We start from the raw sequence: 14364 nt of genomic DNA, 5'->3' as shown, positions 1-14364 counted from the left end.
AATCGATGAGTAAGAAAGAATGCATCGCGATGCTCCTCGCAGGAGGACAGGGCAGCCGATTGGGGGCACTCACCCAAAAGATCGCCAAGCCGGCGGTTAGCTTTGGTGGCAAGTTCCGCATTATCGACTTTTCGCTCTCCAACTGCTCCAACTCGGGCATCGACACGGTGGGCGTTCTGACGCAGTACCGTCCCTACCTGCTGCATGCCTACGTGGGCTCCGGCGAGGCGTGGGATCTGGACAGCCGCGACGGCGGCGTGTCGATCCTGCCGCCGTACGAGACGCAGACCGGCGGCGCCTGGTATGCGGGCACGGCCGACGCCATTACGCAGAACCTCGACTACATCAAGGCCAACGACCCCAAGTACGTCCTGATTCTTTCGGGCGATCACCTGTATCGCATGGACTACCGCAAGATGCTCAAGACGCACATTGAGAACAACGCCGACCTCACGGTGAGCGTTATGCCCGTGCCGTGGGAGGAGGCCAGCCGCTTTGGCATCCTGACCACCGACCCCGAAGACGGCCGCATCACCAAGTTTACCGAGAAGCCCGAGAAGCCCGATTCGAACCTCGCGTCCATGGGCATCTACATCTTCTCGGCCGACGTGCTGATCGAGGCGCTCGAGGAGGACGCTCTGGACCAGCGCTCGAGCCACGACTTTGGCAAGGACATCATCCCCAAGCTGCTCGGTGAGAACAAGCGCCTGTACAGCTACGAGTTCCACGGCTTTTGGAAGGATGTTGGCACCATCGCCAGCTTCCACGAGACCTCGATGGACCTGCTGGGCAACAACCCCGAGTTCGATCTGTTCGACAAGAACTTCCCCATCATGTCCAACATCACTACGCGTCCGCCGCACTACATTGGCCCGGACGGCCGCCTGGACGACTGCCTGGTCTCCAACGGCTGCAAGATCTACGGCACCGCTCGCCACTCGATCCTTTCGACCGATGTCATCATCGAGGAGCGCGCCGTGGTCGAGGACTCCGTGCTGCTGCCGGGTGCGCACGTTAAGAGCGGCGCGCACATCTGCCGCGCTATTTTGGGCGAGAACTCCACGGTCGAAGAGGGCGTGAAGCTCGGCTCTGTCGATACCACCAAGGATACGGCCGTCGTTGGAAATGACGTCGTTATCGGGAAGGGGGAATGATCCGATGATCAATCGCAAGGCCATCGGTTACATCACCGCTAACTACTCTTCGACCTACGGCAGCGTGCTGCTCAAGGACCGCCCCATCGCGTCCGTTCCGTTTTTGGGCCGCTACCGCCTGATCGACTTCCCGCTGTCCAACATGATGAATGCCGGCATCAAGACCGTCGGCGTCGTCATGCCGGGCAACTACCGCTCGCTGATCGACCACGTGGGCTCGGGCAAGGACTGGGGCCTGGACCGCAAGAAAGGCGGCCTGTTCATGGTGCCCGGCAACGCGTATGGCACCACCAAGGGCGGCATGCGCTTCCTGCTGCGCGACATCATCTCCAACAAGACGCTGTTCCAGCGCTCGGACATGCCCTATGTTGTGATGATGGGCACCAACATCATCTTTAACATGGACCTCAACACCATCATCGAGGCGCACGAGAACTCCGGTGCCCAGATGACCGTGGTGTACTGCAAGGCCACGCGCAACGTCGATGACGAGACCAAGCTCGAGATTAACGAGAACGGCCGCCTGACGGGCGTGAGCGCCGGCGTCGTGTACGGCGACAACGCCTCCATGGACTGCTGCATCGTCAACCGCGAGACGCTGCTCGAGATCATCGACCACTACCAGGCCGCCGACTATCTGGACCTGCTCGAGGCACTCCAGGGCGACTTTGGCAACATCGACGTGTGCAGCTACGAGTACAAGGGCGAGGTCGTGGGCGTGTTTAGCGAGAAGTCGCTGTATCGCCGCAGCATGGACCTGCTCGACCAGACCGTCGCCGACCAGCTCTTCGATCCCGAGCGCCCGATCCTGACCAAGGCTCACGACGTGCCGCCTTCGCGCTATGCGACCGGCAGCCACGCGTGCAACTCGATCATCTCGGCCGGCTGCATCATCAAGGGCACCGTGCGCAACTCAATCCTGTCACGCGGCGTCGTGGTCGAGGAAGGAGCTTCGGTGACCAACTCGATCATCAACCAGAGCTGCATCATCAAGAGCGGCGCCCGCGTTGAGAACGCCATTCTGGACAAGAACAACGTGGTTCCCACCAACACCGAGCTTCGCGGCACGCCCGAGAACATCCTGGTGCTGGGCAAGGCTCCGTTAACTTCCGACACCACCATCGTACGTTAACGTTGGCACCGCAACATCGCTCGTAACATGTAGAATAGCCGCCCGGTTAGCGCCAGGCGGCTATTCTCGAATTGCAACATGGGAGACAATATGGCAGATTCCAGTAAAAAGATGCAGATCGTGTTTGCCTCGGCCGAGTGCGCGCCGTTTGTGAAGACCGGCGGCCTGGGCGACGTGGCGGGCTCGCTGCCTGCGGCGCTCGTGCGCGCCGGCGCCGAGGTTATCGTGATGGTGCCCAAGTACGCCACCATCAAGGACGAGTACAAGGCACAGATGGAGCACTTCTCCGACTTTTACGTGAGCCTGGGCTGGCGCAACGAGTACTGCGGACTCGAGAAGCTCGAGCACGACGGCGTCACCTATATGTTCATCGACAACGAGCGCTACTTTGCGCGCGACTATCCGTACGGCTTCTTTGACGACGGCGAGCGCTTTGCGTTCTTCTCCAAGGCCATCACCGAGAGTCTGCAGCACCTGCCGGCCGGCTTTGAGTGCGACATACTGCACTGCAACGACTGGCAAACGGCACTGGCGCCCGTGTTCTTGCGCGAGTTCTACCAGGGCCTGCCGCTGTACGACCGCGTCAAGACCGTGTTCTCGATCCACAATGTGGCGTTCCAGGGCCAGTTTAGCGACACCGTGATGGAGGACATCCTGGGTGTGGCGCACATTCCGGCGGCCGCCTCGCAGCTGCGTTGCGACGCCTGCAGCATCAACTACATGCTGGGCGCCCTGCGCTATGCCGACGCCATCACTACGGTGAGCCCCACCTATGCCAACGAGATCCAGACGCCCGAGTTTGGCGAGGGCCTGGACGGCGTGCTGCGCGAGCGCTCCTATGCGCTGCAGGGCATCCTGAACGGCATTGATGTGGCAGGCTTTGACCCGGCGACCGACAAGCGCATTGCCGCCAACTACACCGTGGAGGACCGTTCCGGCAAGGCCGTGTGCAAGGCCAAGCTGCAGGAAGAGCTGGGGCTCGAGGTTCGCGACGACCGCCCGCTCATGGTGATGGTCACGCGCCTGACGCGCCAAAAGGGCATGGACCTGGTCATGTACGCGCTCGACCGCATTCTGGCCGGCGGCGTGCAGGTGGCGGTGCTGGGCACCGGCGACCGCGACTACGAGGACGGCCTGCGCTACTTCCAGGACAAGTACCCCGGCACCATGGCCGCGCGCATCGAGTTCGATCCGGCGCTGTCGCAGCGCATGTATGCTGCCGCCGACATGTTCCTGATGCCGTCGAAGTTTGAGCCCTGCGGCCTGTCGCAGATCATCGCCATGCGCTACGGCACCCTGCCCATCGTGCGCGAGACCGGTGGTCTGAAGGACACCGTGATCCCGTATAACGAGTTTACCGGCGAGGGCACGGGATTCTCGTTTAGTAACTTTAACGGCGACGAGATGGGCGACGCCGTGTTCCGCGCGGCACGCCTGTTCTGGGACAACCGCGATGCCTGGAACCAACTGGTCACGCAGGCCATGAGCCAGGACTTTAGCTGGACACGCTCGGCCGACAAGTATCTGGACCTGTACTTCTTTATGCATCCGGAGATTGAGAGGCCGGCGGCTGTTGTCGACGAGCCTGAGGCTGTTGCTGAACCGGTGGCCGCTGAGGCCGAGCCTGCGGCGCCCCTTAATGAGCCCGCTGCCGCTGATGAGCCCAAGGCCGAGGAGAAGCCGGTTGAGCCTGAGCCCGCAAAGGCCGAGCCTGAGGTGAAGGCTGAGGTTGCTCCTGAGCCCGAGTCCGTGGAGAAGCCTGCTGCGAAGCCTGCGGCAAAGAAGACCGCGACTCGTAAGACGACGGCTAAGAAGACAAAGACCACGAAGGCCGCTGCGAGCAAGACTGCGACTGCGAGCAAGGCCACCGCTGCCAAGACAACGACCGCGCGCAAGCGCACCACCGCCGCTGCCAAGAAAGCCGCCGAGGCCGAGGCTGCTCCCGAGGTAAAGGCCGAGGTCGCAGAGGCCAAGCCGGCCGCCAAGGCTCCGGCAAAGACCGCTGCCAAGAAGACGACCACGACCGCCAAGAAGGCAACGACCGCCAAGAAGGCCACGGCGGCGAAGTCGACGACCAAGGCCGAGGCAACTGTCGAGGCCAAGCCGTCCGCCAAGACCACCACGCGCAAGCGCACTACGACGACGGCCAAAAAGACCACGGCCAAGGCTGCTGCTCCCAAGGCAGAGGCTAAGGCCGAGGACAAGCCCGCAGTAAAGCCCAAGCCGGCACCGAAGGCCGCTGAGGTCAAGACCGCTCCGAAGGCTACGGCAAAGGTCGAACCCGCCAAGGAGGCACCGGTCTCCCCCGCCGCTTCGACCGAGGAAAAGGCTCCGACCAAGAAGACGTCCGTCCGTAAGGCAACGGCCACCCGCAAGCGCCGCTAGCCCACAGACGATCCAAAACCTCATCAAACCCTAAGCAAGGGGCGCTCCAACCGGGCGCCCCTTCGCTGTAGATAGTTGGTAAAACGATTTTCTAGGACAACCGTTCGCCGATGGTAAACGGATGTTGTTTATACACCCTGTGTACTACAGATATACTTACATCTTAGGCGTAAAACCCATGGCCCGCAGGCCATGATTCTATTGAACTGGACCGTACTATGAGATTGATACACAACAGCCGTCTGCCGCAGTTTCGCACTCCGTTTGGCGCTGTGACCACTGGAACTTCCGTTTCCCTCTCGGTGATTTTGGAGGATGCCGATCCCAACCAGGCAACGCTTACGTTGCGTACCTGGGTCGATGAGATCGGTGAGTCTCGGTATCCCATGACGCACGAGGGCGACGGCATATTTACCGTAGAGCTTGAGTACACCGAGCCCTGTCTTATCTGGTACAGCTTTATCTGCAATATCGAGGGCCAGCCCGAGGTCCGCTTGGGCGCACCGCAGGGTCGCACCGGTGGCGAGGGTGTAACTTACGACTACGCCGAGGTGCCGTCCTTCCAGATTACCGTCTATAAGCACCGCGAAGTGCGTCCCGAGTGGTACGAGCGTGGCATGGTCTACCAGATCTTCCCCGATCGCTACGCCCGCGACGAGCACTGGCGCGAGCGCACGCTGGCCGAGGTCGAAAAACCACGCAACGGAATCCAGCGCCGCATGGTCGAGGACTGGAACAAGCCGCCCGTGTACGAGCGCGCCGAAGACGGCTCCATCAAAACCTGGGACTTCTACGGCGGGGCGCTCAAGGGCATCCAGGAAGACCTGCCTCGCATCGCCGAGCTGGGCTTTACAGCCATCTACCTCAACCCCATTTTTGAAGCTGCGAGCAACCACCGCTACGACACGGCCGACTACACCAAGATCGACCCGATCCTGGGCACCGAGCAGGACTTTACCGAGCTGTGCCAGGCGGCCGAGAAGCTGGGCATCTCCATCATTCTGGATGGCGTCTTCAACCACACAGGCGACGACTCGATCTACTTTAACCGCTACGGCAACTACCCCGGTGTGGGCGCGTGGCAGAGCGAGGATTCGCCGTGGCGCGATGCGTTTTATTTCCACGAGGACGGCTCGTACGACTGCTGGTGGGGCGTGGGCAACATGCCCGCCATCAATGAGAGCTCCGAGCTGGTACGCGAGCGGCTTCTGGGCAAGGACGGCGTGATCCGTAAATGGCTACGTGCCGGCGCTCATGGCTGGCGCCTGGACGTCGCTGACGAGCTTTCCGACGACTTCCTGGCCGAGATCAAAAAGGCCGTGCTCGCCGAGAAGCCTGATGCACTGTTGCTCGGCGAAGTCTGGGAAGACGCCTCCAACAAGATCAGCTACGGCCATCTGCGTCGCTACCTACAGGGCTCCGAGTTGGACTCTGCTATGGATTACCCCTTCCGCGACATGGTCATCGGCTTTTTGATGGGCTACAAGAACGCCTACGAGGCCGCTGAGGATATCGAGACCCTGCGCGAGAACTACCCGAGCGAGGCATTGTCCTGCGCGCTCAACCTGCTGTCGAGCCACGACCGCCCGCGTATCATCTCGGTGCTCGGCGGCGGCCCCGACGAGTCGCAGCTGCCCGAGTGCGAGCGCAGCAAATGGCGCCTGGACGAGAACTCGATGGGCCTGGCCAAGAGCCGTTTTTGGCTCGCCACGCTCATGCAGATGACCTTCCCCGGCGTGCCTTCGATCTACTACGGCGACGAATATGGCCTGGAGGGTCTAACCGATCCGGGCAACCGCCGCACCCTGCCGACCAAGGACCAACTGCACGACTTCGACACGCTGGCTATTGTCAAAAACGCCTCCGCCGTACGCCGCGCACTGCCGTTTATGATTGACGGCGAGATCAAGGCCTTCGCGCTCAACGACGAGGTGCTGGCATACAACCGCACGGGCAAGGATGGCGAGTCCGCGACGGTTATCATCAACCGTAGTCTGCGCAATTCGCACCGCGTGACGATTCCGGCGCTCGATGAATGCGCGAGTGACGTGATCAGCGGTCACGAGTGCGAGATCCACAACGGCACGGTCACGCTCGATTTGTATCCGCTGGGCTCGTCGATCATCTATCATCATGCCGAGCAGCGCTTGCAGGAGCCGCTCGATCACGGCGCGGGCGTTGTGTGCCATATCACCTCGGTACCGACCGATGACGGCAAGCCCGGCACGATCGGCGCACCCACGCGTCGCTTTATCGACCATCTGTCCGCTATGGGCATGCGCTACTGGCAGGTCCTGCCTGTCAACCCAACGGACTTCTTCCGCTCCCCTTACGCCGGTCCCTCAGCTTTTGCGGGCAATATCGACCTGCTGCCCGAGAGCCGCGAGGAGCTGGCCGCCGACTTTGAAACCTGGAAGGCCCGTGGCGGCGAAGATGCCGATCCGCTCTACACCGCGTTTAAACATCGCAACGCCGATTGGCTCGAGAAATACTGCGTCTACATGGCCGTTAAGAAGTACTTTGAGGGCGAGTCGCGCCACGATTGGCCGACGGATGTCGCGCGCTACAACGAGCACCTGATTGACGACAAGCGTTTCCACGACGAGGCAGAGCTGCAGGCGTACATGCAGTACCGCTTTGACCTAGCCTGGTGCGAGCTCATGAACTACGCGCACAAGAAGGGCATCGAGGTCATCGGCGATATCCCGATGTATGTCTCGGACGATTCGGCCGATGCATGGAGCGAGCCCGAGAACTTCTGGTTGTCCGATACCGGCAAAGCGATTGAGATTTCCGGTGCGCCGCCCGACAACTTTGCGCCCGAGGGCCAGGTGTGGGGCAACCCCACCTTCCGTTGGGATCACATGAAGCAGAACGGCTATAGCTGGTGGATGGACCGTCTGCGTCGCGCGTTCTCGCTCTACGACCGCGTGCGTCTGGACCACTTCCTGGGCTTCCACAGCTACTTTAGCATCCCCGCCGGCAAGGCCTGTGCCGATGGCCGCTGGCTTGCGGGCCCGGGCAAAGACCTGTTCCAGACCGCCTATGACGAGCTGGGTCCGCTCAACTTTATCGCCGAGGACTTGGGCTATCTGACGCCCGGTGTTCGCGCCATGGCTTCGACTTGCGGCTTCCCCGGTATGGACGTACTGGAGTTTAGCGATTACGACGTTCGTTGCGGCGTGCACCCTACGCCCGGCAAGATCCTGTACACATCGACTCACGACACGTCGACGCTCGCGGGTTGGTGCACGCGCTCCTTTGCGGGCGGCGACGAGCCGAGCGGTCTTGAGGTGGCAGCCAAGCTGATGAGCGACGCGCTGACAAGCGACGCTCCCCTGGTGATGATGCCGCTGCAGGACGTGCTGGGGCTTGGCGACGACACGCGAATGAACGTACCGGGCGTGGCCACGGGCAACTGGACCTGGCAGGCTGACGAGGCCGACGTTGCGGCCGCTGAGGGCAAAACCGCACAGCTCCTGCGCAACACGCATAGATTCTGGGGCGAAGCGTGATAAAACGCCCGATATAGGGTACAGTTACAGACGTTTGAATTTTTGCGGGCAGAGTAATCTGCCCGCTTTGTGCTGAAAAGGAAGTATTATGGCGCGCTACGATTACAAGTGCTCGAGCTGCGGCAACGTGTTTGAGGTTGAGCATCCCATGTCCGAGACCCCCGAGGTCGTGTGCCCCAACTGCGGCGCTCCGGCCGCCAAGACGTTCTCGGCCAGCGGCATCAAGTTTGAGGGCAGCGGCTTCTACAACACCGACCAGCGCAGCGGTGGCTCAAGCACCAGCGCCACCAGCGGCTGCTGCGCCAACTGCCCGCATAACCACTAGAAACCAATCAGCCCCGCGACCGACACCAATCGCGGGGCTGTTTCTTTAGCTGCCCAGGCTTCCTTATGAGTTGCGGTGAAATAAGGACTGTTTGGCGGGCAGAAGCCGCTATTCAATCCCTATTTCACCGCAACTTAGTCGTTACTTGTGGACCAGGCGGGCGCAGAAGTGGCCGTCGTAGGAGTCGGCATTTACCGGCACGCTTTGGAAGAGGCCTCGATCATTCTGGCGTACGGATACGAGCTTCTTGGCCTGATCGAACTCGGGGAGTTGCAGAATCTGCGCCTCGGAGAGCGGTGCCACGCTAAAGCCGGCACCCTCGGGAGAGCTCAAGAACGCTTCCACGACCTGCGTGTTCTCCTCGTCGAAAACCGAGCACGTCGCATAGATGAGCTCGCCGCCGGCAGCCACGCGCGCAGCAGCCTCTTTGAGCATCGTAAGCTGCAGTTTGGGCAGCTCAACCGTCACATCTTTTTCGGTCAGGCGCCACGGTATCTCAGGATGACGGCGCATGGTTCCGGTGCCAGAGCACGGCACATCGATAAAGACCGTGTCGAACTTAACCGGCTCGCCAAGCATGGCATCAAACGATGTGAGCACCTCATTAAGCTCGCAGGCATCACCCGAAACCGTGCGAACGCCCTGAATACCGGCCTTATGCAGACGAGCGAGATTCAGATCGCACTTGCGATCATGCAGATCGAGCGCCGTATGCTGACGCTCATAGCCCGCACGCTTGGCCTGGCACATCATCACATAGGTCTTGGTACCACGGCCGGCACCAATCTCAAGGCAGCTACCAGGACGCGTGGCAGCTGTGGCGATAAGCTGGGCGTTAAGGTCCGAGGCCACGGCAGCAGCACGCTCAAATACGCCCGACGCAACCGAAACCTGAGCATCGACCGGAGCATGACAGCCCGGGAAGACAGGCGCGACGAGCTGCGAGATATACGGATCGGGCTTAGTCGCAAAGGCGTTCTCATGCAGGGCCAGCGGTGCGGGGGCCAGATTGCCGGCAAAGTTAAGCGCACCCTCTGGCGTGTCAAACGACGCCATAATGCGAGCGCACAGCCAGCGCGGCAAGCCCATCAGGCGCGACAGACGAACCAAGCGTCGCTCGGACTCATCCACGTCGGATGCCGTGGCAAAGTCCTCAACATTGTCCGCAACCTTATGCAGTACAGCATTGGCCAAGCCGGCGGCGGACTTAGCACCGCAACGAACCAGTTCAACACCCTGACTTACGGCAACACGGCCCGGCGTATGCAGGTAGAGCATCTCGAAGGCCGAGATACGAAGCGCCATGCGAACGCGCGGCGCAACCTTTTTGGGCTTATCGAGAAACTGATCGAGCAGCTCGTCCAAAATACCCTGCGTGGCGGCAACACCCAGCGCCAAGCGGGCGGCAAAAGCGGAATCGCGCTGGTCAATAGCCTTGGCCGATGCGCGAGAGGACAGCACGTCGCGTGCATACATGCCGCGGCGATCGGCCTCCATCAGCACATCGAGCGCAAGCTTGCGCGCGGGAGACAGCCTGCTCATGACAAAACACCCCAGATAAGATCGGCACCCTGCAGGCCAGCAGACCAAGCAGAAGCAGTCATAGCACGCTTGCCATCGGGCTTAACCTCGAGCAGTTCAACCGAGCCATCAGAAAGGCCCAGGTAAACACGCTTGGCCTTAACGAGAACCTGACCCTCGCCGAGCGACACATCAGCCGCCGCAGCATCGAGCACACGCACGGTCTTGCCGGCAATCACGCAACGAGCAGGCGCGGTATCGGACGAAGCGAGCACATGACGCACGCAATCGAGCGCCGCCATTTGCGGATCCAAGCGCATCTCCTGCTTAGAAATCCTGGCAGCATGGGTAACGAGCGCCTCATCCTGTTCAGTCCACACGGCAGTGCCATCGGCAAGAGAGGGAAGCGTATCGGTAAGCAGTTTGCCGCCGAGCTCAGCGAGCTCCATGGTCAGCGCCTCAGCATGCTTACCGGCAACCGAGGTCGAGGCCTGCGCACAATAGGCGCCGGTATCCACGCCATGCCCAATGCGCATAATAGAAACGCCAGCAATCTCATCACCAGCAAGAATGGCACGCTGAATAGGAGCAGCCCCACGCCAACGAGGCAGCAAGGACGCATGAACATTCACAATACCAAGCGGCGCCATATGCAGCACCTCATCAGGCAAAATACAGCCATAAGCAGCCACACAGAAAATATCAGCCTGGGCAGCCTGGAGCACCTCAACAACCTCAGGCGTCATACGATTAGCCTCAACAACCGGCAACCCCAGCTCAAGCGCCTTAGCCTTAACAGGAGACGGCTCTAGCTTCTTACCTCGCCCACGAACAGCATCGGGACGAGTAATAACGAGCGCAACCTCATTACCAGCCGCAACAAGCGAAGTCAGCGAAGGCACAGCAAAATCAGGCGTACCCATAAACACAATACGCATAAAAGTTAGTCTCCTCTCAACCAAAGCCGAGACGGCTACAAAGAACAGCGGAAAGCCAAGTCACCAGCCCATCCGCAATAACATTTCAACAAGAACAAATATACCCAAAACCAAAGAAAGAGCCGCAATAAAAGCAGCTCTTTCAGCAAAGCACCTATCAGCGAAGACGCCCATCCCTGGCCCGACGGCACCTGGGCGAGACAAGCAGCGTCAACGTAGTCCCCGGGGCGCCTGCCTATATCGTCCCGCGCGCAGTTTCGCAGCGCAGCGAGAATGTTTGAGCACGGGATGATATGTGGGCGCTCAGCACCGGGGACGGACAAACCTACTCCGTCTCGCCCGGTCGAGCGCCGCGGGCCAGGGCGTCCTGGTACTCCTTGACTGCCTTGATCCTCTGCATCGGCTTCAGTCGCTCGAACATGGTGTTGCCGTGCAGGTGATCGATCTCATGCTGCAGGCACACGCAGAACAGATCGCCCGAGGCCTCATAGCGAATCAGGTTGGCGTCCAGGTCATACGCCTCGACGACGACATGGTCGGGACGCTCGATCTCACAGCTAATGCCAGGAATGGATAGGCAGCCCTCGCTATACGGAACGAGATGGTCGCTTTGCTCGACAATCACGGGATTGATGAGCACGTACGGGTCGTAGTCGTTCTTGTCGCTGTAGTCGCAGTCGATGGTGACGAGCTGAATAAGCTCGCCGATCTGCGGAGCAGCCAGGCCGCAGCCGCCGTTCTCGAACATCATCTTCTTCATCTTCTCGGCAAGCGCCTCGATCGCCGGGGTGATCTCCTCGATGACGGCGCACTCCTGGCGCAGACGAGGGTCGGGCGACAGTACGATTCCGTTGGCTTCCATGGCCATCCTTTCGGGTTGTTACATCAAATCATAGGCGTCGACGTCAACGCTCACGCTCACGCCGCGCACAGAGCCCACCTCTTTGAGGCAGGCGTCGATATCATAAGAGACATGGTACCCCACGGGCGACTTCACAAGCAGATGGAAGCGGTAACGGTCCTTGGCTCTCTCGATTACACACGAAGCCGGGCCTAGCACCTGCGGCACGGCACTCCCCGCCCGCAAAAAATCGGGCGCGGCGGCATGCCAGCGGCGCTTAAGAAGCTTTGCAATGCGCCCAATGTAGTCCTGCGCGTCGTCTCGGTTCGCCGACCACACCAAAATGTTGACCAGACGCACAAACGGCGGATACAGCGCGTCGCGACGCTGGTCCAGGTCGTAGTCGGTAAAGATCGAACGGTCGTGCTTAGCGACGGCGCGAATGACCGGATCCTCGGGCAGGTAGGTCTGGATGATCACCTCACCGGGACGATCGCCGCGACCGGCACGGCCCGCCACCTGTTCCAGCAGATCGTAGGCGCGCTCCCCTGCGCGGAAATCGGGCAGCTTGAGGGCGAAGTCGGCATTGACCACGCCCACGAGCGTGACCTCGGGAAAATCGAGACCTTTAGCGATCATCTGGGTACCCAGCAACACGGCGCAATCCGCCGCATCGAACTGCTCGAGCAGCTTTTTGTGCGCATCCTTGCCACGCGTGGAATCGGCATCCATGCGAATGATGGAAACGTCCTCGGGAAGCAACTGGTGCAGTGCGTCCTCGATCTGCTGCGTGCCCAGGCCCATTTTTGCCAGGTAGCGACTGCCACATTTGGGGCAACGACTCGTGGGCGCGGGATACGGCTGCACGCGCCAGGAGGATCCGCATGTGTGACATTGCAGCGTGTGCGTGCGCTCGTGATACGTAAGCGCTGTGGAGCAGTGGTTGCAGGTGGGAACGCAGCCGCACTCGCGACACATCAAAAACGGCGCAAAGCCACGGCGGTTATGCAGCAGCACAGCCTTCTCGCGACGCTCGACCACACGCTCCAAGCCCTCCATCAAGGGTTTTGAGAACATGGAGCGGCTGCCGTGTGAAAACTCGCGGCGCAAGTCGGCAATCCGAACCGTAGGCAGGACTGCATGTCCCGGGCGCTCGGGCATCTCGACACGTGTCCAAGTGGCACCGTTATACGTGCCACGGCGGCAGCGGTCGAGGGCCTCGGCAGAAGGCGTGGCGGAGCCCAGCACGAGAGGGCAGCGATAGCGCCGCGCCATCTCGGCCGCCACCTCGCGCGCATGGTAGCGCGGGCTGGAACCCTGCTTGTAGCTGGTCTCGTGCTCCTCGTCGATGATGATGAGGCCTAAGTCGCTGAGCGGGCAAAAGAGCGCCGAGCGGGCGCCCACGACCACGCGGGCCGCACCGCTGGCAACCATGTCCCACTGGTCCAGGCGCTCGCCGGCCGAAAGCCGCGAATGGAACACGGCGACCGTCTCGCCAAAGCGCGAACGAAAGCGGCCGACGGTCTGGGCCGTCAGCGAGATCTCGGGCACCAGCACGCAGGCCGAGCGACCTGCTGCGAGCACGCGCTCGATGGCGGAGAGGTAAACCTCGGTTTTGCCGGAGCCGGTGACGCCGTCGACCAGCACCACGTCGCCATGAGCGTCCAGACGGGCGCGCTCAATCTGCGCGAGTGCCTGTTGCTGGCCGTTGGTAAGGGAGACCGGCGCCTTGCCGCTTGCCGAGGACAGCGTGGTCTGCTCGCTGCAGCCACGCCATGCACGGCGCTCCTCAACCACCACGACGCCGCGCTTTTCGAGCGCCTTGATGGTCGCCGACATACTGTTATAGAGAAGGTTGAGGTCGCGCGTCGTGACAGGACCACACTGGAGCGCCTCGATGAGTTGGCGCTGGCGGACCGCGGTCTTGGGCGGCGTGTAGTCAAAGCCTTCGGGCGTAAGCATCACCCAGCGGTTTTGGATGGGTTTGACGGCTGGACGTTCAACCGTCCACACACCGTCGTCGCCCTTGACCACACGCGGGCTGCCACCCGGAGGCAAGAACAGGCGCAGACACTCGGAAAGCGTCGCGACATACTCGCGGCTCATCCAACGTGCGATGCGGGCGGCTTCGGCGGTAAAGAGCGGTTTGCTGAGGATGGCCTCGATGGGCTTGATGCGCACCGGGTCGAGGGAGTTGTTGCCCGGCAGATCGCCCAGATCAGGCGCAATGTCGACGACATAGCCCGCGGCGGCACGGTTACCAAAGTGGACCAGGACCGTGGATCCGATCTGGACCTCGTTGGCAAGGGACTCGGGGATGCCGTAAGCAAACGGTTCCGACAGCGCACGGGTGGGGATGTCGAGGACCACGCTCGCGTAGGCGGCAGGGGGCTCGGGCGAAGGCTTAGACTGAGCCGAGGCAGCGGCAGGCTTGGGCTTCACCGGAGCTTCCTCCGGTTCCGGCAAACCAAACAGCGACAGTTGTTGAGCCATACACCACCTCTAACGAACGGACCTGAAAGGGGTGGGACAAAACAATCAGTAGAGTTTGTC

9 protein-coding genes are annotated in these 14364 nt (G+C 61.2%); 5 read left to right on the top strand and 4 right to left on the bottom strand.

Going from position 1 to position 14364, the window contains the following annotated elements:
• Nucleotides 1-5: 5 nt before the first annotated feature.
• From DXD16_RS00240 to DXD16_RS00220, 5 genes are all read left to right on the top strand, one after another.
• Nucleotides 6-1154 (top strand): glucose-1-phosphate adenylyltransferase, encoded by a 1149-nt coding sequence (locus DXD16_RS00240; RefSeq protein WP_035138263.1) that lies wholly within the window; start codon nucleotides 6-8, stop codon nucleotides 1152-1154.
• 4 nt (nucleotides 1155-1158) lie between these two features.
• On the top strand, nucleotides 1159-2286 hold the full coding sequence (glgD, locus tag DXD16_RS00235) for a glucose-1-phosphate adenylyltransferase subunit GlgD (RefSeq protein WP_117654712.1): 1128 nt from the start codon (nucleotides 1159-1161) through the stop codon (nucleotides 2284-2286).
• A gap of 90 nt (nucleotides 2287-2376) precedes the next feature.
• Nucleotides 2377-4671, top strand: coding sequence for a glycogen synthase GlgA (gene glgA, locus DXD16_RS00230; RefSeq protein ID WP_199408028.1), 2295 nt, complete (start codon nucleotides 2377-2379; stop codon nucleotides 4669-4671).
• A 218-nt stretch (nucleotides 4672-4889) separates the two neighbouring features.
• On the top strand, nucleotides 4890-8186 hold the full coding sequence (locus DXD16_RS00225) for a 4-alpha-glucanotransferase (protein ID WP_117654711.1): 3297 nt from the start codon (nucleotides 4890-4892) through the stop codon (nucleotides 8184-8186).
• 88 nt (nucleotides 8187-8274) lie between these two features.
• Nucleotides 8275-8511 carry an FmdB family zinc ribbon protein gene (locus DXD16_RS00220; RefSeq protein ID WP_117564081.1) on the top strand — a complete coding sequence of 79 codons (237 nt, stop codon included), beginning with the start codon at nucleotides 8275-8277 and terminating at the stop codon, nucleotides 8509-8511.
• A 141-nt stretch (nucleotides 8512-8652) separates the two neighbouring features.
• Here the strand turns inward: DXD16_RS00220 and DXD16_RS00215 are convergent, their stop codons facing one another.
• The 4 genes from DXD16_RS00215 to priA all read right to left on the bottom strand — a co-directional run bounded on the left by DXD16_RS00215 (nucleotide 8653) and on the right by priA (nucleotide 14304).
• A complete protein-coding gene (locus DXD16_RS00215) occupies nucleotides 8653-10053 on the bottom strand; it encodes an RsmB/NOP family class I SAM-dependent RNA methyltransferase (protein WP_117654710.1) in 1401 nt (466 codons plus the stop codon).
• Complete coding sequence (gene fmt, locus DXD16_RS00210; protein ID WP_117654709.1) at nucleotides 10050-10970, bottom strand: methionyl-tRNA formyltransferase; 921 nt, start codon at nucleotides 10968-10970, stop codon at nucleotides 10050-10052. Before fmt ends, DXD16_RS00215 begins: the two co-directional genes overlap by 4 nt.
• Nucleotides 10971-11295: 325 nt before the next feature.
• Entirely contained in the window at nucleotides 11296-11832 is a 537-nt protein-coding gene (gene def / locus DXD16_RS00205; RefSeq protein ID WP_117654708.1) for a peptide deformylase, read from the bottom strand.
• 18 nt (nucleotides 11833-11850) lie between these two features.
• Nucleotides 11851-14304, bottom strand: a complete 2454-nt coding sequence (gene priA, locus DXD16_RS00200) for a primosomal protein N' (protein ID WP_117654707.1) — start codon at nucleotides 14302-14304, stop codon at nucleotides 11851-11853.
• Nucleotides 14305-14364: the final 60 nt, after the last annotated feature.

The organism is Collinsella sp. TF11-5AC (genome assembly GCF_003436775.1).
Lineage (GTDB): Bacteria > Actinomycetota > Coriobacteriia > Coriobacteriales > Coriobacteriaceae > Collinsella.
The sequence above is the reverse complement of the archived record's forward strand: the minus strand, read 5'-3'. Positions and strand labels throughout refer to the sequence as shown.

Bases quoted from the DNA above. Each gene is read 5' to 3' on its own strand.
- DXD16_RS00240 (WP_035138263.1), top strand. From the start codon at position 6: ATGAGTAAGAAAGAATGCATCGCGATGCTCCTCGCAGGAGGACAGGGC.
- glgD (WP_117654712.1), top strand. From the start codon at position 1,159: ATGATCAATCGCAAGGCCATCGGTTACATCACCGCTAACTACTCTTCG.
- glgA (WP_199408028.1), top strand. From the start codon at position 2,377: ATGGCAGATTCCAGTAAAAAGATGCAGATCGTGTTTGCCTCGGCCGAG.
- DXD16_RS00225 (WP_117654711.1), top strand. From the start codon at position 4,890: ATGAGATTGATACACAACAGCCGTCTGCCGCAGTTTCGCACTCCGTTT.
- DXD16_RS00220 (WP_117564081.1), top strand. From the start codon at position 8,275: ATGGCGCGCTACGATTACAAGTGCTCGAGCTGCGGCAACGTGTTTGAG.
- DXD16_RS00215 (WP_117654710.1), bottom strand. From the start codon at position 10,053: ATGAGCAGGCTGTCTCCCGCGCGCAAGCTTGCGCTCGATGTGCTGATG.
- fmt (WP_117654709.1), bottom strand. From the start codon at position 10,970: ATGCGTATTGTGTTTATGGGTACGCCTGATTTTGCTGTGCCTTCGCTG.
- def (WP_117654708.1), bottom strand. From the start codon at position 11,832: ATGGAAGCCAACGGAATCGTACTGTCGCCCGACCCTCGTCTGCGCCAG.
- priA (WP_117654707.1), bottom strand. From the start codon at position 14,304: ATGGCTCAACAACTGTCGCTGTTTGGTTTGCCGGAACCGGAGGAAGCT.